This window comes from Nostoc punctiforme PCC 73102 (genome assembly GCF_000020025.1).
In the GTDB taxonomy this organism is placed as follows: domain Bacteria; phylum Cyanobacteriota; class Cyanobacteriia; order Cyanobacteriales; family Nostocaceae; genus Nostoc; species Nostoc punctiforme.
The window spans coordinates 3,711,730-3,735,545 of record NC_010628.1; the positions used below are offsets into that span (position 1 = coordinate 3,711,730).

At 41.6% G+C, this 23,816-nt stretch carries 11 protein-coding genes; 5 read left to right on the forward strand and 6 right to left on the reverse strand.

The window, feature by feature from the left end:
• Positions 1 to 639: 639 nt before the first annotated feature.
• Positions 640 to 4,722 (forward strand): beta strand repeat-containing protein, encoded by a 4,083-nt coding sequence (locus NPUN_RS15325; RefSeq protein ID WP_012409507.1) that lies wholly within the window; start codon positions 640 to 642, stop codon positions 4,720 to 4,722.
• 82 nt (positions 4,723 to 4,804) lie between these two features.
• Positions 4,805 to 4,960 carry a hypothetical protein gene (locus NPUN_RS41870; protein ID WP_167315630.1) on the forward strand — a complete coding sequence of 52 codons (156 nt, stop codon included), beginning with the start codon at positions 4,805 to 4,807 and terminating at the stop codon, positions 4,958 to 4,960.
• A 59-nt stretch (positions 4,961 to 5,019) separates the two neighbouring features.
• Here the strand turns inward: NPUN_RS41870 and NPUN_RS15330 are convergent, their stop codons facing one another.
• Together NPUN_RS15330 and NPUN_RS15335 are read right to left on the reverse strand one after the other, a co-directional pair.
• Positions 5,020 to 5,586, reverse strand: coding sequence for a hypothetical protein (locus NPUN_RS15330; protein ID WP_148220322.1), 567 nt, complete (start codon positions 5,584 to 5,586; stop codon positions 5,020 to 5,022).
• Positions 5,587 to 5,712: 126 nt separating this feature from the next.
• Positions 5,713 to 5,934, reverse strand: a complete 222-nt coding sequence (locus tag NPUN_RS15335; protein WP_041565432.1) for a hypothetical protein — start codon at positions 5,932 to 5,934, stop codon at positions 5,713 to 5,715.
• Between the two features lie 92 nt (positions 5,935 to 6,026).
• Here NPUN_RS15335 and NPUN_RS15340 point away from each other — a divergent pair, with 92 nt between their 5' ends.
• Together NPUN_RS15340 and NPUN_RS15345 are read left to right on the forward strand one after the other, a co-directional pair.
• Positions 6,027 to 6,422, forward strand: coding sequence for a hypothetical protein (locus NPUN_RS15340; RefSeq protein WP_012409508.1), 396 nt, complete (start codon positions 6,027 to 6,029; stop codon positions 6,420 to 6,422).
• Complete coding sequence (locus NPUN_RS15345) at positions 6,412 to 6,801, forward strand: HNH endonuclease (RefSeq protein ID WP_012409509.1); 390 nt, start codon at positions 6,412 to 6,414, stop codon at positions 6,799 to 6,801. The genes NPUN_RS15340 and NPUN_RS15345 overlap by 11 nt, the downstream gene beginning before the upstream one ends.
• 141 nt (positions 6,802 to 6,942) lie before the next feature.
• Here the strand turns inward: NPUN_RS15345 and NPUN_RS43280 are convergent, their stop codons facing one another.
• Positions 6,943 to 7,086 carry a hypothetical protein gene (locus tag NPUN_RS43280; RefSeq protein WP_234710939.1) on the reverse strand — a complete coding sequence of 48 codons (144 nt, stop codon included), beginning with the start codon at positions 7,084 to 7,086 and terminating at the stop codon, positions 6,943 to 6,945.
• Positions 7,076 to 7,843 (reverse strand): transposase, encoded by a 768-nt coding sequence (locus NPUN_RS15350; RefSeq protein ID WP_052304607.1) that lies wholly within the window; start codon positions 7,841 to 7,843, stop codon positions 7,076 to 7,078. The genes NPUN_RS43280 and NPUN_RS15350 overlap by 11 nt, the downstream gene beginning before the upstream one ends.
• A gap of 320 nt (positions 7,844 to 8,163) precedes the next feature.
• Here NPUN_RS15350 and NPUN_RS15355 point away from each other — a divergent pair, with 320 nt between their 5' ends.
• Complete coding sequence (locus NPUN_RS15355) at positions 8,164 to 8,532, forward strand: hypothetical protein (RefSeq protein WP_148220323.1); 369 nt, start codon at positions 8,164 to 8,166, stop codon at positions 8,530 to 8,532.
• 228 nt (positions 8,533 to 8,760) lie between these two features.
• Here NPUN_RS15355 and NPUN_RS15360 read toward each other — a convergent pair whose 3' ends face one another.
• Together NPUN_RS15360 and NPUN_RS43285 are read right to left on the reverse strand one after the other, a co-directional pair.
• On the reverse strand, positions 8,761 to 10,095 hold the full coding sequence (locus NPUN_RS15360; protein WP_012409511.1) for an MFS transporter: 1,335 nt from the start codon (positions 10,093 to 10,095) through the stop codon (positions 8,761 to 8,763).
• 293 nt (positions 10,096 to 10,388) lie between these two features.
• The gene (locus NPUN_RS43285) at positions 10,389 to 23,765 is read right to left on the reverse strand and encodes a non-ribosomal peptide synthetase (protein ID WP_012409512.1); all 13,377 of its coding nucleotides are present in this window, start codon (positions 23,763 to 23,765) and stop codon (positions 10,389 to 10,391) included.
• Between the last annotated feature and the right edge of the window lie 51 nt (positions 23,766 to 23,816).

Consider the following 23,816-nt stretch of genomic DNA (forward strand, 5'->3'; position numbering starts at 1 on the left):
TCCATCGACCTGTAAAGCTAGAAATTCTCAAATTGCCATTGTTTAACAAATAATTATAAAGATCGTGCAAAGATTTTAATTAAAATCTAGACATCTAAACTGATATTTGATATCTAATAAGTATCTGGCTAATTTAGATAGTTCCTATTTCCAAGCCAAATACCCACGGGCAATGGCCCATAAAAAAGCATAAAGATTCTTTCTCCTAATCCCTGTCAATTCTTACCTATTTTTGACCTAATGCGACTTAGGCATTAAACCGACCAAATTATCAACTTTTAGTTTGGGGGATTCCAATTTGACTTTATCAACCTTTATTTAGCAATGTCTACGCTAAATGCTTGCCAACGCTACTGATAAAGGATGCTCGAGATTAGCCTGAAACTAGTTGTTTTTGTGAATCCAAATACTTAGATATTAGGACAGGCTTAGGACGTAGATAGCCTGAGATGGTTGGATAAGTAATAATTGCAAGCAAATCAAAATGAGATTTGTAATCAAAAATTTGCAATTCCTCAAAGTGATATAAAGTATGCCGAAAGCATTAACTTTCGGTGAATTTTTGTGCGTTTAAACAGCATTAACAGCAACTTGAGAACTTAGATTGACTTCAAAAATCGATTCAGGTAGGAAAAAGTTATGGCAAATATCATTGGAACCAAGGCAAATGACATTTTACAGGGCACTAACAGTGCAGATACGATTGATGGTAAAGCTGGAAATGATACCATCATAGGGGGTGGAGGCAACGACACCTTAACAGGTGGGGGCGGCAAAGATACATTTATTTACAGTTTAGACGATAACGTTAATACCATTACCGATTTCGGTGGTGTAGGTAAAGGGACAAATCCCTCCGCAGCAGTCCAAGCCGAAGTGGATACCGTCCAATTTGAAGGCTCCAGTGTTAGAAATATGCTGCTTACTCAGAACGGCAACAATCTGGAAATTACCTTTGATGGGCTAGATATTGTAATAGCTGATACAAAGGTCATACTGGAAAACTTCAAATTAGAAAACTTAGATAACCTTAAAGCTTCTGGAACTACTAGGCCAGCCATTGGTAATATCCTATTTTATGGAGAAACTAGCATCACCGATAGTTTTGATGTGTTTGATGCTAATTCTACTCAAACGAGCCTGTTCAACAGAAACACTGTTACCTTCCTCAATGACCTAGACAATAATATTACAGGTTTTGATAACTCAGATGATGTAGTCAATGGTCAGGGGGGTAATGACAAAATCGATGGCTTAAGTGGTGACGACTTGCTGCGAGGTGGTGCAGGCAATGATACCCTCATTGGTGGTCTGGGTAATGACACCCTTGTTGATAATAGTGGCAATAACTCCCTTATTGGTGGTATTGGTAACGATATATTGCGTGTTGACTCTTCAACAGGTGCTAACACCCTCATCGGTGGCACTGGTGACGATACATTGAGCGCTCAAGGTTCACAAAGTAATAATTTACTCCTTGGCGGTGATGGCAATGATTATCTTAATTCCGGTGAGTTTCCTAACCTAGTCGATACTGTTGCTTCCTTAGGCAATAACACCCTCAATGGTGGTGCTGGTAACGATACATTGCGTGCTGACTCTCCAAAAGGCAATAACTTACTGTCTGGGGACGATGGCAATGATTATCTTAGTGCCTCTGGTAGTACTGGTTTTAGAAGGCAAAGCTACTATGACGACTTTGAATTTACACCTTTAGGCAATAACACCCTCAACGGTGGTGCTGGTGACGATACATTGCGTGCTGAGTATTCAGCAGGGGATAACCTACTGTCTGGTGGCGATGGCAATGATTACCTCTCCATCTCTGGCTCTGTCATCAGGTACAACGGTGGAGATAGTTTTTACCTAACCACAGGCAATAATACTCTCAACGGTGGCGCTGGCGATGATACATTGCATGCTGAGTATTCAACAGGGGATAACCTACTGTCTGGTGGCGATGGCAATGATTTCTTCTATGTAAACACTTTATCCCAAACAGTAGATGGGGGTAAGGGTGACGATTTGTTGTCTGTTGATTACAGTAATGCTACAGTAGGTATTACAACAACAACATTCAATGCCGCTACAAACAAGGGAGAAATTACGGCGGGCAGCGATCGGGTTAGTTACAACAATATTGAACGATTAAATATCTTAGATACAGCCTACGATGACAACATTGTGGGGAACGATGGCAACGATACGTTTTCCTTGGATAGTGGTGGTAAAGATACTATTGATGGGGGCAAGGGTGACGATTTGTTGTCCGTTGATTATAGCAGTGCTACAGAAGGTATTACAACAACATTCAATGCCGCTACAAACAAGGGAGAAATTACAGCAGGTAGCGATCGGGTTAGTTACAAGAATATCGAACGATTAAATATCTTAGGTACAGGCTACGATGACAACATTGTGGGGAACGATGGCAATGATACGCTCTCCACGGGCTATGATGGCCAAGATACTATTGATGGAGGTAAGGGTGACGATTTGTTGTCCGTTGATTACGGTAGTAATACAGTAGGTATTACAACAACATTCAATGCCACTACAAACAAGGGAGAAATTACAGCGGGTACTAATCGGGTTAGTTACGAAAATATCGAACGATTAAATATCTCAGGTACATTCTACGATGACAACATTGTAGGGAACGATGGCAACGATACGCTCTCCGGCGGCTATGGCGATGATACCATTATTGGCGGTGCAGGTAATGATATCCTTACAGGTGGGAATGGTAACGACATCTTAACTGGTGGCATCGGTAATGATAAATTTGTTTACAACTTGTTAGAAAGCAGCTATAACATTGGTACAGACATAATTACAGATTTTGGTGGCATTGGTAAAGGCTTAAATCCCTCAGCAGCAGTGATTGCCTCCTTAGACACTTTGCAATTTATAGATGATAGTAGTTTCCATCTATTCACTGCTCAAAATCTGCAACTAACTCAAAATGGTAACAATGTAGAAATCACCTTTGAAGATTCATTCAATGCCAATAATGGCAAAGTCATTCTCCAAAATTTCAAACTAGAAAACCTGGATAATCTGCCAGCAACTTCTTCACAACCAGCAGCTATTGGCAATATCCTGTTTGCTGGACAAACTAGCATCACTGACAGTTTTGATGTGTTTGACGCTAATTCCACTCAAACTAATCTGTTCAACAGGAACACTGTTACCTTCCTCAATGACCTCGACAACAACATTACGGGTTTTGACAACTCCAATGATGTTATCAATGGTCAGGGAGGTAACGATATCATTGACGGCTTGAGTGGTAACGATCTTTTGAGAGGTAATGCAGGAAATGATACTCTCATTGGTGGTGCGGGAAATGATACTCTTATTGGCGGTGGGGGAAATAATAATCTTGACGGTGGTAGTGATGACGATACATTGAGTGCTAGCGGTTCAACAGGCAATAATATTCTTAATGGAGGTACAGGTAACGATACATTGAGTGCTAGCGGTTCAACAGGCGATAACCTGCTCTTTGGGGGCGATGGCAACGATTCTCTAGACATTTCTGGCGGCTACTACAGCGACGAGTTTTCCTCCTCCGACTCTCGCTCTTTAGGCAATAACACCCTTAATGGAGGTGCAGGTAACGATACATTGAGTGCTAGCGGTTCAAAAGGCAATAACCTGCTCTCTGGAGATGATGGCAATGATTTTCTTTATATTTTTGGCGGCTACTCCAATTACCCCTCCTCTTCCGACTATCGCTCTTTAGGCAATAACACTCTCAATGGAGGTGCAGGTGACGATACATTGAGTGCTAGCGGTTCAAAAGGCGATAACCTGCTCTCTGGAGATGATGGCAATGATTCTCTTTATATTTCTGGCTACGAGGACGACGAGACCCAGTACCACGAATACAGCGACTCTCGCTCCTTCGGGAATAACACTCTCAATGGAGGTACAGGTAACGATACATTGAGTGCTAGCGGTTCAACAGGCGATAACCTGCTCTCTGGAGATGATGGTAATGATTCTCTAGACATCTCTGGCTACTTTGAATCCCCTATTGACTCTCGCTCCTCCGGGAATAATACTCTCAATGGAGGTGCAGGTGACGATACATTGAGTGCTAGCGGTTCAAAAGGCAATAACCTGCTCTCTGGAGATGATGGTAATGATTCTCTAGACATCTCTGGCAGCTATTACAGGGACTACGGCGACTCTCGCTCCTTCGGGAATAACACCCTTAATGGAGGCGCAGGTGACGATACATTGAATGCTAGCGGTTCAACAGGCGATAATCTACTGTCTGGTGGCGATGGCAATGATTATATCTCCGTCTCTAACGCCTCTGGTAAGAATACACTCATTGGTGGTAATGGCAATGATATCCTGACAGGTGGCAACGGAAATGATAGCCTTTATGGAGGGTCTGGTACTGATACCTTTGTTTTCAATAGTTTCAATGAAGGTAGCGATCGCATTTTTGATTTCGATGCCACTAATGAAGTGATTCGAGTATCGGCTACTGGTTTTGGTGGAGGCTTATCACCAAGTGTACTCAAAACTAGTCAATTTACAATCGGAACATCTGCAACCACTGGTCAAGAGCGATTTATATACAACAGCGCGACAGGTGGATTGTACTTTGACCAAGATGGTAGTGCGTCTGGGTTTACTCAGGTAAAATTTGCCCAGCTATCTACTGGGTTGTCACTAACCAACAACAATTTTGTGGTTGGTTAATCGGAGTTAGTGCGGGAGTAAGTCATCAAGTGGTCAGGTTTGCGGGGTGCTATTTTTTAGCATCTCGCATCTGTTTTGCTCAATGCAAATTTTTTTGGTCAGCGATCGCAACTTTCTCACGCCATCTATTCAGTCCATTGCGGCGCATCTGTCACCAGTTGAGCAAACAAGTCCGGTTCAAAATCCTCAAACTTTAGCATCACATCCATCGTTCATCACTCGTCAGTGTACTGAGTAATTCTTTAACGGCTTCCACCCCGGATTCAAACCCCTTAATCGCCAAATGAGCATAATATTCTACCCTCTCCCACCAAGAATCACTGAGTTCTGCATCTGTGTCCATACCCCCCCGATTATTATCTCCATCTTCATGTTTTGGGGGTGTGGACGGCGATGAAGAAGGCAAGGGGGCAGGGGTGCAGGGGTGCAGGGGTGCAGAGGAGATATTTGTACTACTTTTCCCCTCTGCTCCTCGGCACAAGCGTACCTCTGCTCAACACCATACTGAGATTGCATTCTAGCCGCATAAGCCGCCTGAAGTTCCTGCTCCTGGTGGCGTTTTCTTTCCCTGTCTTCCCGTTGCCTTTGGCGATAATCCAGCACCTTCTGGATAAACTCGACATTCTCAGTATTCAACCGATAATACCGAATCCTCTGCCCATCCTCCAATGACCGCCGCGACTCAGTAGACAAACCCAGTTGCGAGAGGAATTGTCCTAAAATCCACAAAGCAGATTCCGATAGTGGGATAGTAAGATTCAGAATTCCCTTAACGTGAGATGCGTTGCGCTTTGAGAAATCAGCCAAAGCCTGAATCATCGCCTCGTCCCCTTTTATCTCAACCCCAGCCATTAGATCCATCAAGACTGCCCTGATACCATTTCACGAAAAGAATGAAACAAATCCAAACCCTGAAAGCCTCACTAGGTAAGACTTTCTTAATTACGAACTACGAATTACGAATTGGTATGAGTCCCAAACGATGACGCATCAACCACGCGGTAGAATGATTACTCCAATCAGTGCAAATGGCCAAGCGCTCTCTTCCGATTTATCGCGTTCGGCAACCACAGAGGGCGGCAGGACAAATTCTCGCCCCTGGTCATCAGTGACCATTTCCCCCGGATCTGCCAATATTGCTTCAAGTGCGACAATCTTTTTAATTAAGCGTCCCCCATCGTCTTTTTCCACAAGTTCAGGGGTTACGCTCATCCCATAAGTATCCTGTATGAATTCTTGATTAAATCGAAAAAACCGTCCAGTCTTAGTACAATTTGATTAGACATAGGTAAGCGTGATCTTCCATGACTCCAGCAACCGATATTCGTAGAAGAGCGATCGAACTGATTGAGCAGTTGTCAGAAGAGCGGTTAACTGCGGTAGTTCAATTATTAGAGTTTCTGTCTGAACCCTCTAAGTTTGCTGCATCCAATCCGATTGAGTTAGCCCTGGTTGAAGTCATCCAACGTCGTCTGCCTCCTAATGAGCAGAAACGACTAGAAGAGTTACGCAAACGCGGTGAGTGGGGAGAACTTACCGACATGGAACATGAAGAATTGATCCAGTATGAGGATCAGCTAGAACAGTGGAGGGTAGAACGTCTGGAAGCTCTTATGGAATTAGCAAGGCTAAGGAATATGGATGTGCTGACCTTGAATCGTCAATTGGTGTCGGAATCGAAGTTATTCCATGCCGTTTGAATCTGAGAGAGTATCTGCTGCAATGCGACGGACAGTAGCCAGTAGAGCCAGAAATCTTTGTGAATATTGCCGATGTCCAGAAGAATTTTCTCCTGACAGCTTCACTATAGAACACATCAAACCGCGTCAGGCAGGTGGAGAAACGATTGTAGAAAATTTAGCTTGGTCGTGTTCTGGCTGCAATGGTCGAAAGCATACCAAAACCAGCCATTGCGATCCAGAAACAAAACTTGAGGTGGGACTGTTTCATCCTCGTCAGCAGCTTTGGTCAGAGCATTTCAGCTGGAACGATGATTTTACACAAGTTATTGCTAAAACTTCCTGTCTGTGGTCGAGCAACAGTGTCAGCTCTGCAATTAAATCGGGTTGGAGTCGTTAACTTGCGTCGCCTTTTGACCTCGGCGGGACTGCATCCACCGCCATAAAAATGTTGGTAGTGGTAAATATCTAGCGATCGCCAATTCTCATTTTGAGGTTTCATGACAGAATGGCACGCTTGAAAAGCCGAAACACTTGCGGTTTAAGCAGTTTGCAATTGTTTGCGTAATTCATGCCGGGGTTTGCTCATTAAGGGGTAAGCTTTCGGGCGACGTTTACGGACTCGTGGTTCATTTCTCGCAGGACGGTCGGGAACAGCCTTGTGAGCGATAACTTTAAGTTGCATTGCAATAAATTTGAAGACGTTTTGTTGAAGTTGCGGCTAACAATTCGGGAATAAAGTTATTTAAATGATGGCAAGTAGCTTGCAGTGATAGGCGCAATGGAGGAGTACGGTAAGTAGTACCTGACGACCACATCAAACCACGAAGTAGATTGTAAGCAAGCAAATAAACATAAATTTCTTTGCGTACCATTGAAGGAGTTTTACAGCGTAAAACATCCATTCCCAGAGTAGTTTTTAGATGTCTCAAATCTATTTCAACATCCCAACGTTTACCGTAAAGCCCAACAATATCCAGAGTTGAATAAGTTGTTATATCTAAGAGAGTAGTAATTAAACTAACTTGTTCAGTACGAAAGCCAGGAACAACAATGTAATAATAAATTTCTCGTAGATTTATGGTTAAAGGTAGAGCATAAAATTCATCTTTACTCAATCCCTTTGGACATTTTTCAGGCTTATACCAAGTTACCAGCTTGTCACAACTTCCAACAATTTTACCTTTACGCATGGACGTTTTTCGAGCTTGACAATAAGAACTTGTATCTGTTGATGGAAGTTCTACTTCTTGTCCAGCCAAATAAGAAATGACTTTACTTACTGTATTGTGACAACTTTTATCAGTATCCAAAACCTGAGACAAAAACGCCCAAATCGTTACTATTGGGTCAAACAATTGTCGATAATATCTAATTTTTAGTTCCTTCATGGCTTGCTCAATTACACTTGTTGGTAATAGCTCTTTAAAAGGTAATCCCAAGCTTTGACCAAATTTATCAAGAGAGAATTTGTACTCGTAGTGTCACAGTAGATTTATGTTGTTGGCTTATTCGTATCAATGAAAGTATTTCATGAACGAGTAAGCTTTTCCTATCTCTAAAAAATTTTTGAACAACTTGTACATCTTTGCACTGCTTCTGTCAGGCACAGCGATCGCAGTACTGCATCAAAGATAATTGCCTGCCCCATACCAAGACCTTCACCCTTCAATAGCTGTAGCGCCTATCCCACATAGCTTAGAGCTTTTCTTACTGCCATTCGGCTATAACCCTTGAAATGTCGTTAATTTTTGGTCAGGGTATGATTCACAATTTGGTCATCCAGGGGGTAAAAGCACAGGAAGATTTGTTGTGGTGTCGTTCTAGAATAATCGCTCAACAATCTCTTTCCAAAAGATTTTTAGTTTTCCCTTCTGAATTATTTGAGCGTGTCTTTAAAGATTTACTACCTCAGTTACAACTTAATTGGCAGAAACGACTTAGGCGACCACTGCCAGATAGTGTTAAGTTTGCATTGCATAATTTTGACCGAATTTGGATAGCTGATGGGTCAACGTTAGAAGCTTTATTCCGCAAGCTAAAAAGCCTGGAAAACTTGAAGGTAGGGCAATTAGCAGGTAAGATTTGCACAGTTATTGATTTGGTTAATCGTTTACCTGTCGAGGTTTAGTTTCACACTAACCCTGCTGCATCAGAGACTAATTTTGAGGCTCAATTGCTAAATCTACTGCCCTCTGCCTTCCCCCAAGCGAGATCACCAAAAGTTGCCAAGAACCACATTATGATTCAAAGCATAGGTTTCTTCCCTTTTAACATGAGTTCCTTTTACCCAAACCAATTAGCTCATTGCCAACATTTTCCATTAGCGATTAACCGAGAAATATTGGAAATTGTCCCATCAATCAGCAACACTAAAATTTTCTTTGGTAGCGGTTTTGTCTAAAATTCGCAATGGGGTATAGAAAAAGCTAAACAATGTTACTAAAAACTGGAGTATTCCTAGCAATATGAATAATAATCCAATACCTCGCCCTGCTCCAGTACCAATAATCCTACCAATGCTACTAGCTAATGGGCCACTGTTAGATAAAAGTGGTTCAAATACATAATCAGCTAGCGGTCCTGCTAGGAGATAAGCAAGTGGTAATGATGAGCCAGCAATTATTCCCTGGAGAGCAAAGACTCGTCCTTGCACATTAGTTGGTACTGTACTTAACATCAAGACTTCACTACAGCTAGCAATAAATGGAAAGCAGAACAACCCACCAAAGACTGCTACTGCAATAAGTTGTGGTGAGGGGTACAATCCTGCAAATACTATACAAACTCCTAGTAGAAGTCCGAAGCCCAAGATGCCGTAAACTCGACGTTTTGGGCCTCCCCAAACACTCATCACAAGACTACCAACCAACGTACCAATACCAGCAATGCTTAGTATAGTTCCAACTGTTGCGGAGGAAACAAAAGCTAGAAGCATAGGTATGATAAGTATACTGACTATTCCTACCAGAAAATTACTAATAGCGAAATATATTAGAAGTCCTAAAAGACCAGGACGTGTAACGATATAATTCCAACCATACATCACATCCCTTTTTAGAGAACCTAGCCCTTGTTTACCTTCATTACTATTTTTACTAGTAGTTTTGCGTTTGGGAAACCTAACAATCAAGAGGGCTGCTAAGGAGCAGAGGTAAGTTGCAAAGTCAATCAGAAGTACACCCTGAAGTTGGAATTTGAAAACCAGTATTCCTGCCAGTGCTGGAAGAAAAAGTTCTGACGCAGATTCGCCAATTTGTACTAATCCACTGGCATTACCGAGGTTCTTTTTGGGAACAAGTAAAGCAGTAGTTGTAGCACCAGCTAGCTTCTGGAAGACGTTGCAAACTGAGATGATAGAAATGGAAATATAAATATGCCAAATCTGAATTGTACCAGTGAAAAGTACTAGTGTAATAAATAGCGTAGCCAATGCTGATCCAGCGTCACTAAGTATCATTGTCCAACGACGATCCCAGCGATCTACTAATGCACCAGCAATTGGTGATATTAACAAACCAGGCAACGTAGTAAATAAAGCAGTAAGTGTAAATTGGGTAACTGACTTTGTTTGCTCATAGACCCAAAAATCAAGGGCAAAGCTAGTAAGCCCTGAACCAATAAGAGATATGAATTGTCCGAACCAGACAATGATAAAAACCTGTAATTTCCGGTTTATAGCATATCTCTTCATCCTTTCCTCCTGTTTTAAATAAATAGAGAGCAAATCTGAAAATGGAATCCCCAAAAAGCATTCCTCAAATTATGATAAAACTCACATAAAAATTCCTAAAAAGCTTATTCTGTAGAACTTTTAATGAAGCCAATAATTGTAGAAAGTGTTTAATTTATGTAGGGTTGTGGTTTTTCAATGGGCAAAAATCTCTTAAGATAATTATGCACTACTTGTTCTAATTGATCGTGAAAATTTCATGTTAATTTTGCATATCATTGCATTTGGTAATTAGAGTAGTGCAATATCGAGCTTTAATTAACTACTTGTGCATTCTCAATACAAGTTCTTAGTTTTTCAGCTAAAACCTGGACATTGGGTTCATTCAGCATTGTTGCATGGTTTCCTGGAACAACATATATGTCCAATGGTTTAGTAGAAAAATTATCCCAATCCAACCTTGTATCTTCTAAACTCTCAGAGTTTTCAGACGATACATTTTCAGTCTCGCTAGATATGAAGCAGGTAATTTTATTTTCATAAATATTTTGCGTTGTATAAACTATTTGCATATTAGTCTTGTAAACTTGCATTAAACCACGAAGTTGTTTAATACCAATACCAGCAGGTAGTAGATTAGCCATTTGTAAGCGCTCTTGGAAGTATTGTAATTGTGTATCTGGTGTCAAAGACTGGAGAATTTCGTAAGATATCTCTAAGCTTTTTCCATAGAATTGCTCAAATAAGAAGCCAATCTCGTTTAGCCAATCAGCATCATCAATCTCAACATTTTGTTGAACAGTATCAATATTATCTATATTCTCTGGCGCACCACAGTCCAAAAGTGCAAGTAGAGCTACTTTATGTCCTAGCTTTTGTAACTGGCAAGCCATTTCAAAAGCTACCATGCCTCCTAAAGAATGACCTCCCAAAAAATATGGGCCTTCGGTTTGAACGGACTGTATAGCTTGAATATAATGTGTTGCCATTTCTTCAACACTTGTATGGGGTGTTGATTCCCCATCAAGACCGAGTGCCTGGAGTGCGTAAAACGGTTGATCTCGACCTAAATGATGGGCTAGATTGTATAAATAGATGCTATTGCCACCAGCGCCAGGAATACAGAAGAAAGGTCGCTTATAACCATTAGACTGAATTGGTACTAAGGACGACCAACTTAATGTATCCATTGGCTGACGAAGAATACTTCCTAGATTTTCAATGGTTGAGTTTTGAAAGAGGACTGCCAAAGGCAGAACTTTACCAAATTGCTGTTCAATCTTAGCCATCAATTGGACAGCTAGAAGCGAATGACCACCGAGGTCAAAGAAGTCATCCTTTACCCCTATAGGATAGATATTTAGAATTTCTGACCAGATTTGTGTTAGTTGCTGTTCAACAATATCTAGAGGTGGAACAAAACTAGTGTCTATAGTTAGGCTATTTATATCAGGTACAGGTAAAGCGCGACGGTCTATTTTGCCGTTAGGAGTCAGGGGCAAAAACTCCAAGAGAACGAAAGCCGAAGGAATCATATAATCAGGCAGACTTGACTTTAAAAAGCTTCGCATTTCAATAATTGTGGGTGTCTGCTCTTGATATGGCACAAAGTAAGCAACTAAGCGTTTATCACCCTTGATATCTTCTCTAACTATGACCGTAACTGCCTGTAGCTGTGGGTGTTGGCTCAGTATTGCCTCGATTTCTCCTAACTCAATGCGGAAGCCACGAAGTTTAACTTGGCGATCGCTCCGCTCTAAGTATTCAATATTGCCATCACTTAAGTATCGAGCTAAGTCACCTGTTTTGTAAAGACGTGCGCTCTCTTGTTGGCTAAAGGGATTGGCAATAAATTTTTCTTGTGTCAATTCAGGGCGGTTGAGATAACCGCAAGAGACACCAGAACCACCAATGTACAGTTCACCAGAAATACCAATTGGTACTGGCTTTTGGTACTGGTCTAGGATGTAAATTTGAGTGTTAGCAAAGGGTTCTCCAATGGGGACTAGTCCATCGCTCAACAAGCTGACTGCGGCAGTTTCAAAATAGGAACTGTCAATAGTAGCTTCAGTCACTCCGTAAGAATTAATCAACCGAGTTTCATTGCTAATAAAACGCTGGAACTGCTGATAGTCCTTGATATACCAGCTATCTGAACCAACTATTAACAATTTCATAAAACTCAGGTCTTGCTCTGTTCTCTCAAGATATTGAATCAAGTTTCTGAGTACAGCTGGCACAAACTCTGCACAATCAATGCTTTGTATTTGCATTAAATGATAGAGTTTTTCTGGTTCTAAAAGTAATTCCCGTGGGCAGATAACTAATTTACCACCAGAACAAAGCGATCGCACTACATCCCCAGAAAACACATCAAAGGAGAAACTGGCCATTTGTAAATGACTAGTACACAAGCTTCGCAGTTGGTAAGCATCTTCCCAAGCTAAATATGCGTTGACTAGATTTTGATGAGTGACCATGACTCCTTTGGGCTGACCTGTTGACCCTGATGTATAAATTACATAAACTAAATTTTTTGAGGTAGTATGATTGACTAAATTAGTCTCGCTATGTTGAGTGATTAAGCTCCAGTCACTATCTAAGTAAACCACTTTTGCTTGATGTTGCGGTAGCTGCTCAATTAGTCGCTGTTGAGTAAGCAGTACCGAAACTTGAGAATCTAACAACATATAACTCAGACGCTCAGAGGGATAATTGGGGTCAAGAGGTACATAAGCCCCACCTGCTTTGACAATTGCCAATATTCCTACCACCATCTCTAAAGAACGTTCCACACAAATTCCCACTAGCACGTCTGGTTTGACACCTAAAGTCTGTAGGTAGTGCGCTAGTTGATTAGCTCGTAGATTCAGTTCCCGATAAGTAAGTTGTTGGTCTTCAAAGACAACTGCCACGGCATCTGGAGTCAGCTTTACCTGCGCTGCAAACAACTCATGAACACATTGATTCTGCGGATAATCTTTTTGCGTATCGTTCCATTCCCAAAGTAATTGCTGTTGTTCTGATGCTGTCAGCAGTGGTAATTCCCAAAGTTGCTGTTCTTGATTTGCTGCCATTCCTTCGAGTAAGGTTTGGAAGTGTCCCAGCATCCGGGTAATTGCATCAGCATCAAAGCGATTACTGTCGTAGTTAATACTTAAAAGTAATCGTAAGCCAGGAACAGATGTCACTGTTAAAGGATAATCTGTGATTTCCATACCTGCTTGGACATTAGAGACATCCAAGCTGCCATTTTGTTGTTGCACAGCAGCATCTACAGGATAATTTTCAAATACAACTATGCTCTCAAACAAAGGCATACTCCGTGGTACTTCACTCCAACCCTGAATTTCCACCAGTGGAGTATAAGAGTATTGCTCACACTCCACCTGTTGCGCCTGTAATTCCTTCAACCAAGGCAACAAATTCATCTCTGCTGGGACAGACACTCTTACTGGCAAAGTATTAATGAACAGCCCCACCATCGATTCCACCCCCATCAAGTCTGGTGGGCGACCGGAAACAGTAGCACCAAAAACTACATCAGTTTCCCCACTATAACGAGATAGTAAAATCGACCATGCTCCCTGCACGAGATTGTTGAGCGTTAATTGATGGTTTTTGGCAAAAGCTTGCAGAGCGGCTGTAACTGGCTCAGATAAATGAATTTCTTGTTCGCTGTAACCAGATTGTTGCTGGCGATTAGTCAGTGGTTTATCCACCATTAAAGGAGTTGGCGCAGTAAAACCTTGAAGCTTTTGCTGCCAAAATCTCTGTGCTTCTGCTAAATCCTGCTGCTGTAACCAGGCGATGTAGTTTTTGTAAGCTGCGATCAGTTCAAAACGGAAACTTTTCCCTTCACAGATGGCCTCATACAACTCAAATACTTCTTTAAGAACCAAAGGTAAAGACCAGCCATCAAGTAGTAAATGATGATGACTCCAAATAAATTGATATCTATCTGCATCCAATTGGATGAGATTCAGGCGTATCAATGGGGCAAGTGAAAGTTGAAAACCGCGCCGCGCTTCAGATTCTAAGAAAATATTTAACTTATTTTGCTGTTCAAGAGCAGACAATTCTTGCCAATCATCAATTACCAAAGGTAGCTTCACTTGACGATACACTACTTGGAGGGGCTGGTGATGATTTTCCCAGATGAACCCAGTACGGAATACCGAATGTCTGTCTATCACTTGCTGCCAAGCTTGTTCAAAGTTTTCGATTTTTAAGTTGCCCTTGAATGTACAACTCAACTGCTCAAAATACGCTCCCGATTCAGGGGCATACAAACTATGAAACAGCATCCCTTGTTGCATGGGTGACAGGGGATAAATATCTTCCAGATTTTGATATTTAATTTTGCTTAATTGGACATCAAGTTGTGCTTGAGTCAACTTAGCTAAGGGGAAATCGCTAGGAGTATAACCCCCAGCATCAGGAGATAAACAATGAGCTATTAATGCTTGCAATGTTTGAATAAACTCATTCGCCAGGTTTTCAACTGTGGATTGTTGATGGATATTGCTGCTATAAGTCCAATCTATTTGCAGTTGACCTTCAGAAATTAATCCACCAATATCTAATAAGTGAACTCGGCAACTTTGCAAACTTTGGCTTGCTCCCACAGGTTCATCAGCTAATTTAAATCCAGATGATGTATCTAAAGCTTGGTCAAATTGTCCCAAATAGTTGAAGCTAATCTGCGCTGGCAAAGATGTCTGTAATTGAGTAGTGATTTCCTTATTTGGATGCAGATAACGCAGTACACCATAACCAATTCCTTTGTGGGGAATATGTCGCAACTGTTCTTTAACTAACTTTAATGTCTTACCTAAATTGTCAGTGGCTTCCAGTTCTAACAACACAGGGAAAATCGTGGTAAACCAACCAATAGTTCGGGATAAATCTACATCGTCAAAAATGTCTTCCCGCCCATGTCCTTCCAAATTTAATCGCACTAAGTTAGAGCCAGTCCATTTACTGATAACCTGCGCTAAAGCAGTCAGCAATATATCATTAATTTGGGTATTATAAACTCTTGGGACTTCTTGTAAGAGTGCTTGGGTTTCTAGCGCATTCAATGATACTGACACCAACCGTGCAGATGTGACAATATTCGACCCATTCACATAATCTACAGGTATCGGGAGAACTGGTTTTTGGGAACAGTTGAGCCAGTATATGAGTTCTTCTGTAAGTGCATCTGATTTTGCATACTCACTCAACCTTTGCGCCCAATATTGATAGGATGTGGTTTTGGTAGATAGCCCAATTGCTTCACCACGACTTAGCTGCTGATAACCTGTCTGCAAATCATCTAATAATATTCGCCACGAAACACCATCTACAGCTAGGTGATGTATTATCAACAGTAATCGACTAGATTGGTTAGTACCAAACTTAATCAGTAATGCTTTGAACAATGGCCCAGTAGAGAGGTTGAGTTGGACTTGGAGTTCGCCGCCAATATTTTCCAAGGCTGCTAATTGCTCTTGTGGTGAAATGGTGGATAAATCTACCACACTCAAAGACACTGCTTCTTCAAAATCTGCGTTTACTTGCTGCCAACTTTCTTCCTTTAGCGTAAACCGCAAGCGTAGTGCATCATGATGCACCAGTAATTGCTGTAAGACCCGCTTTAAGAGTTCTGGTTTTAGGTCTGATGGTACTGAGAGCAGGACTGATTGATTATAGTGATGGGGTTCGGGCTGATTTTGCTCAAAAAACCAGTGTTGAATCGGTGTTAGGGGTACAAGTCCTGTGACTAAACCTTGTTGTGCTTGGATTTTTCTGGTTGTACCTGCCACTGCTGCTAACAGAGCAATTGTCTGATGTTCAAACAACTGCTTGGGACTTAAATGAACTCCGGCGAGATTGGCTCTGGCAATAATTTGTAGACTGAGGATAGAATCGCCACCGAGTTCAAAGAAGTTATCATGAATCCCTATTTGTTCTACTCCTAGCACCTCTGCCCAAATTTTACTAAGCATCTGTTCTATCGGTGTTCGGGGAGCTACAAACCTGTTTTCCAGTTCCCGCCCTGATTCTGGTGCTTTTAAGCCACTGCGGTCTACTTTGCCGTTAGATGTCAGTGGTAAGACATCCAAAAACACAAAGGCTGCCGGAATCATGTACTGGGGTAGCTTTGAACCCAGGAATTGCCGCAGCTCATTGACGCTGATAGCAAGCTGTTGATTGAGTACCAAGTAAGCAACTAAGCGTTTATCACCAGGGTTATCAACTCTAGCTAGAACTACAGTTGCTTGAACATCGGGATGTTGACTAATTGCGGCTTCAATTTCTCCCAATTCGATGCGGAAACCGCGAATTTTCACCTGGTTGTCGATGCGTCCGAGATATTCTAAGTCACCATTGCCAAGATATCTGGCTAAATCCCCAGTTTTGTACAATCGGGCATTTGGGTCATCATTAAAGGGGTGGGCAACAAATACTTTCGATGTCAACTCTTCTCGATTGAGATAACCACGGGCTAACCCTGCACCCCCCACGTACATTTCCCCAGGAACGCCCATCGGCAGTAATTGCCTATTTTGATCTAAGATATATACCTGTAAATCTGGGATAGGACAACCAATCACACTGCCAGCATTGCTGCTCAAATCTGCGATGGTGATGGGACGATAAGTTACATGAACGGTGGTTTCGGTAATTCCATACATATTCACCAACTGCGGCAATTTGTCTCCGTGGCGCTCAAACCACGGTTTTAAGCTTTGAAGTTCTAATGCTTCGCCGCCAAAGATTACCCATCGCAGAGCTAAACTTTCTGATGTCTTTATAAGTTCCTCAGTTTGTATCAACTGCCCGAAGGCTGAAGGTGTTTGATTTAAGACTGTTACTTGTTGTTTGCAAAGTAATTGATAGAAGTCAGCCGGAGAACGACTTATCCAGTAGGGTACAATTACTAATCGCCCACCTTTGATTAATGCTCCCCAAATTTCCCACACTGAAAAGTCAAAGGCGAAGGAGTGGAACAGCGTCCATATATCGTCTTGATTGAAGTGAAACCATTCTTCTGTAGCAGTAAATAGCCGCACAATATTGGCGTGATTAATTAAGACACCTTTGGGTTTACCTGTAGAGCCAGAGGTGTAAATGATGTAAGCGAGGTTGTCTGGTGTGGTAAGTCTTGGAGGGTTGTTTGCACTTGATTGAGCGATGAAGTCCCAATCGCTATCGATGCACAAAATTTGCGCTTGATTTTCGGGAAGATTTGGCAGTAGTTGCTGTTGGGTTATTAATACTTTGACTTGGGAATCTGCTAGGGTAAAGCTGAGTCGTTCTTGGGGGTAATTGGGGTCAAGCGGTACGTAAGCTCCTCCGGCTTTGAGAATTCCTAAGATGCCGATAAGCATTTCTATGGAACGTTCGACACAAATACCGACTAAGATATCTGCACTTACACCCAAACTTCGCAAGTGGTGGGCTAGTTGATTGGCTTTTGTGTTTAATTCTTGGTAAGTAAGTTGCTCGTTTTCATATACAATTGCGATCGCATCTGGGCTACGCTCTACCTGCAATTCAAATAACTCATGGATGCATTGATTTGGGAGTTCTTTGATTTGTGTGTTTTCGGATTCTTTGAGTAATTGATTTTGCTCGGTTTTTGTCAGTAGAGGTAATTTCCAAAGTCGTTGAGTTGGCTGGGTTGCAATTGCAGTAATTATTGTCTGCAAATGTCCTAGCATTCGGGTTATGGTGGCAACTTCAAAGCGGCTAGTGTCATAACTGATACTGATGGACAATTCCGAACCGGGAGCAGCTAGGAGTGTGAGAGGATAATTTGTTTGTTCTATGCAGTGAATATCAAAAATATCTAGGTTGCTATCCTGTTCTTGCATAGAAGCATCAACTGGATAATTTTCAAATACCACAATGCTCTCAAATAGAGGCATTCCCCCTGGTATTTCGCTCCAACCTTGAATTTCTACTAGTGGAGTATAAGAGTATTGCTCAGATTCTACTTGTTGTGCTTGTAATTCTTTGAGCCAAGGTAATACTTCCACGTCTTCGGGAATAGTTATTCGCACTGGCAAGGTGTTGATAAATAATCCTACCATTGATTCTACCCCCAGTAGCTCTGGTGGACGACCAGAAACAGTCGCTCCAAAGACGATATCTGTTTGCCCACTGTAACGGGAGAGCAATAGCGCCCATGCTCCTTGGATGAGGTTGTTGAGCGTGAGTTTATGTTGCTTGGTGAATGTCTGGATGTTTGCGATCGCATCCCCACCAATCTGCATTTGCTGGGTGTTATAGTTTGACTGGTTCGTTCGCTTGCTTAATGGAATTTCAACTGTTAACGGCGTTGGTACACTAAACCCGTTTAATTTTTCTTGCCAAAATACTTTTGCTTGTTCTAAATCCTGTTTCTGTAACCAGGCGATGTAGTTCCTGTAAGGAAGACTCGGTTTGTCGTTGAAATTTCTCCCTTGACAAATGGCTTCGTAAAACTCGAATACTTCCTTAAGAACTAAAGGTAATGACCAGCCATCAAGCAATAAATGGTGGTGGCTCCAAACGAATTGATATATATCTGCATTCAATTGAATCAGATTCAGACGCATCAATGGTGCAAGTGAAAGTTGAAAGCCTTGCTGCTGCTCAGATTTGATAAAAATTTCTAGCTTATCTTGCTGTTCGCTAGGAGATAGTAAACGCCAGTCGTTAATTTCCAAAGGTAATTTTACCTGGCGATATACTACTTGTAGGGGCTGGTGATGATTTTCCCAAATAAAAGCTGTGCGGAAAATTGAATGCCTAGCGATAACTTGCTGCCAAGCTTGCTCAAAAGCTGGTAATTCTAAGTTGCCTTTTAAGGTACAACTTAACTGCTCAAAATATACTCCTGACTCTGGCTCATACACACTATGAAAAAGCATTCCTTCTTGCATGGGTGAGAGTGGATAAATATCTTCGAGATTTTGATATTTTATTTTGTCTAGTTCTGCATCAAGTTGCTTTTGGGTGAGTTGAGCTAAAGGAAAATCAGTAGGAGTGTAACCGCCAGCTTCAGGAGATAAACAATGAGCTATTAATGCTTGCAACGCCTGGATAAACTCTTGAGCTAGATTTTCAATTGTGGTGTGTTGATGAACATTGTTGCTGTATGTCCAATTTATTTGCAATTGACCGCCGACAATTAATCCGTTAATCTCTAGTATATGACTGCGATCACTATACAAACTTTGACTAGCCCCAGCAGATTCAGTTGCTAATTGAAAACTACCAGATGTACTCAAAGCTTGATCGAATTGTCCCAGATAATTGAAGCAAATCTCAGCTCGATGAGAAGGAGTAGATAAACTGGTGGCTTCTTTGCCAAGATAGCGCAGCAAGCCATAGCCAATCCCCTTGTGAGGAATCTGACGCAACTGCTCTTTAATTGACTTAATAACATCCCCTTGATTATCTGTAACTCCCAGTTCTAACAACACCGGGAAAAGTGTTGTAAACCAACCGATAGTACGTGATAAATCTACATCTGCAAAAATGTCTTCCCGCCCATGACCTTCCAACTCTAACAGCAGGGAGTTCGCACCAGCCCATTTACTCACAACCTGCACTAAAGCGGTTAACAATATATCATTAATTTGAGTGTTGTAAGCTTTTGGTACTTCTTGTAATAATGCTTGGGTTTGTGTATCATTCAATGATACTGATACAGTGGCAGCAGATGCAGCAGTGTTAGCACCTTTTTCAAAGTCCACTGGTAAACGCAACACTGGTGTTGTAGATTGTTTTTGCCAACAAGCTAATTCTTCTGATAAAGCTTCTGATTGTGCATATTCACTCAGTTGTTGCGCCCAATATTGAAAAGATGTTGTTTTGGCGGGTAGCTGAATCGTTTCACCACGGCTAAGTTGCTGATAACCTGTCTGTAAGTCATCTAACAAAATCCGCCAAGAAACTCCATCAACCACTAAGTGGTGAATAATAATTAGTAATCGGCTTGGTTGGTCAATTCCCAGAGACAATAAGGCAACGCGGATAATCGGTCCTGTTGATAGATTTAAGCTAGCCTGTAGTTGAGAAGCAGTAGCTTCAATAGCATTTTTTTGTTCTGTCTGTGTAACTGTAGATAAATCTATCTGCAAGAAAGGTACTATCTTATCCGGGACAGTGTGAGTTTGTTTCCAAGATTCACCTGGAATATAACGTAAACGCAATGTATCGTGGTGTAGCAACAATTGCTGCAAAACGCGCTTTAAAATTTCTGGGTCTAAGTCTGATGGTACTGTCAACAGAACTGATTGGTTAAAATGGTGCGGCTCAGGCTGATTTTGCTCAAAAAACCAGTGTTGAATTGGTGTTAATGGCACTGTTCCTGTGACTAAACCTTGTTCTGCCTGGATGTTTTTAGTTGTGCCCGCTACTGCTGCTAACTCGGCAATGGTTTGATGCCCAAATAATTGTTTGGGACTTAAATTCAGTCCCGCCTGATTAGCTCTGGCAATAATTTGCAAACTGAGGATGGAATCGCCGCCGAGTTCAAAGAAGTTATCGTGAATGCCTATTTGTTTGACTCCTAAAACCTCTGCCCAAATATCGACTAATATCTTTTCTGTAGGAGTTCTGGGGGCAATAAAGTTAACTTCTAGTTCAGGACGTGAATCAGGAGCAGGTAAGGCACGACGGTCTACTTTGCCGTTAGGCGTGAGAGGCAAGGCTTCTAAGAACACAAACGCTGAAGGCAACATATACTCAGGTAGTTTTGCCTTGAGGAATTGCCGTAAGTCGCTAATAGTTGGTGTTTGTTCTTGATTGCATACTAAATAAGCAACTAAGCGTTTACTTCGACTTACCTCGGCTGCGCTCGGCACGAGTCGCTCAGTACAAGTATCGCCGGGAATATCTTCTCTTGCTATGACTACAGTTCCTTGCACATTTGGGTATTGGCTCAGTACTGCCTCTATCTCGCCCAATTCGATGCGGAAGCCGCGAATTTTTACTTGGTTGTCGATGCGTCCCAAATACTCAATATTTCCATCAGCTGAATAACGCGCTAAATCCCCAGTTTTATACAGACGACTCCCGGATTTATCAAAGGGATTAGTAATAAATTTTTCTTGGGTCAAATCAGGTCGATTCAGGTAGCCTCGTGCTAAACCAACACCACCGATGTGCAACTCACCAGGTACACCAATTGGCACTGGTTGCAGATATTGGTCTAGTAAATAGGTTTGCACATTCTGTAGCGATCGCCCAATGAATATTTTTGACCCAAAACTAGACAAATTATACACTGTTGCTTCAACAGTGGTTTCTGTAGGCCCGTAAGCGTTGATTAATTGTGGGTATTGGCCAACATACTCCTGCCAAATTTTTAACTGTGCTGGTAGCGCTTGCTCTCCACCAATAATTACCAGGCGAATAGAATTGGGTAATCTTAAATTGCTGTTAGCTAATTCTGAAGTTAGTTGATGCCAGTATGCTGTCGGCAAATCTAAAACTGTGAGTTCCCAATCTTGGCATCTTTGCACAAATGTACTGATGGAAGTTAGCATTTCATCGGTGCGTAGCACTAGCGTTGCACCACAACTCAGACAGGGATAAATTTCTTCGGCGGCGACATCAAAACTAATCGATGCAAATTGTAAAATGCGTTGACAATAATTGATGCCATATTCAATTATTGCTGCTTGGATAAAATTTACTAAGGAATAATGTTGAATCATTACTCCTTTGGGTTGACCTGTAGAACCTGATGTATAAATTACATAAGCAAGATTTGCTGATGTTACTTGGCTGATACAATTATCATTACTCAAATGAGCATAGGCTTGCCAATCGCTATCTAAACTAACCACCTGCGCCCCATGTTCTGGTAGTCCCTTAACTAATTGCTGTTGCGTCACCAATACAGATACTTGGGAATCTGTCAACATATAAGCTAGTCGCTCTTGAGGATAATCAGGGTCAAGAGGTATATAAGCCCCACCCGCTTTGAGAATCCCCAACATTCCCACCACCATGTCTAAGGAACGTTGCACACAAATACCAACTAACACCTCTGGGCCTACACCTAGACTTTGTAGGTAGTGTCCTAGTTGATTAGCTCGATTATTCAATTCGCGGTAGCTAAGTTTTTGGTCTGCAAACACTACTGCTACTGCATCTGGAGTCAGTTTTACTTGATTCTCAAATAACTCATGAATGCAAAGGTTTTCTGGATAGTCTTTTTGCGTATCATTCCATTCCAACAATAATTTTTGCTCTTCTGCTGTTGTGAGCAAGGGCAATTGAGAAACGGGCATTTTTGGATAAGAAACAATATTCTCTAATAAGGTTTGGAAATGACTCGCCATTCGCTCAATGGTAGTAGCATCAAACAAATCAGTATTATATTCCCAGGATGTTACTAATCCATTCCCAGCCTTGTGAATAGATAAAGTTAAATCAAACGCTGATGTTGAGCTTTCGACGGTAAATGAACTCAAAGTTAAGCCAGGAAGTTCCATTGCTGTCATTGGAGCATTATTCAGCACAAACATCACCTGAAATAGGGGTGTATGGCTTAAATCTCGTACTGGTTGTAATGCTTCTACCAACAGTTCAAACGGCAAATCTTGATGAGCATAAGCCGCCGCCGTCACTTTTTGGACTTTCCTTAGTAATTCTTGAAAACTAGGATTACCTGATACATCAGTACGCAGGACTAAAGTGTTGATAAAAAAACCAATCAATCCTTCGATTTCACTACGATTACGGTTAGCAGTAGGGGAACCGACTAAAATATCCGTCTGTCCTGTATAACGGTAAAGTAAGATGTCAAACGCTGTTAACAGCGTCATAAACAACGTCACACCTTCTTGACGGCTCAGTAATTCCAGGGCTTGGGTTAATTCTAAAGGAAGTAAGAAGAATTGATGCGCTCCCCACATAGTTTGTACTTTCGGCCGGGGTCGGTCAGTAAGTAATTCTAATAAAGCTGGTGCTAGCGCGAGTTGTTTTCGCCAGTAATTGATTTGAGATTCTTTAACATCACCTTGCAAAAATTGGCGCTGCCACACTGCAAAGTCAACATATTGAATGGCAAGTTCTGGTAAGGGTGAGACTTTACCTTGAGAAAAAGCAGTGTAAAGTTCTGCGGTTTCTTGGATAAAGATACCCATTGACCAGCCATCAGAAATAATGTGGTGCATACAGAACAGTAATACATGTTCTGTCTCGGATAGTGTCAACAATGAAGCCCGGATTAGAAATTCCCTAGCTAGGTCAAACTGGTACTTTGCTTCTGCTGTTGCCAGTTTTTGAGTTTCAATTTCTTGCTGATTTGCTGGCAAATGTTGTAAGTCTATTACTGTCATTGTCCAAGAATCTACAGGGCGGATAATTTGCACTGCTTGTCCATCTTGGGTAATAAAGTTAGCGCGTAAGGTTTCGTGGCGACGGATGATTTCGCTGAGGCTTTGTTGTAGCGCTACTGTATTTAGCTGACCTTGGAGGCGTACTGCGCCGGGTATATTATAAGCAGAACCGTTTGGCTCTAATTGGTCGAGGAACCATAAACGCTGTTGAGCAAAGGATAGGGGGAGAGATTTAAGTTCTTGATTGCGAAGAATTATTTGTTTAGGTGTAGCTTCTTGTTGTTGTTTTAGTTGCTTTAGTAGCAATTGTTGTTTCTGTGGAGAAAGATTTGCAAGTTGTTTTAATAAGTCACTCATTTAAAGCTTTTCCTATATGAATTGATGCGTTACTGATTGATGAATGGTATG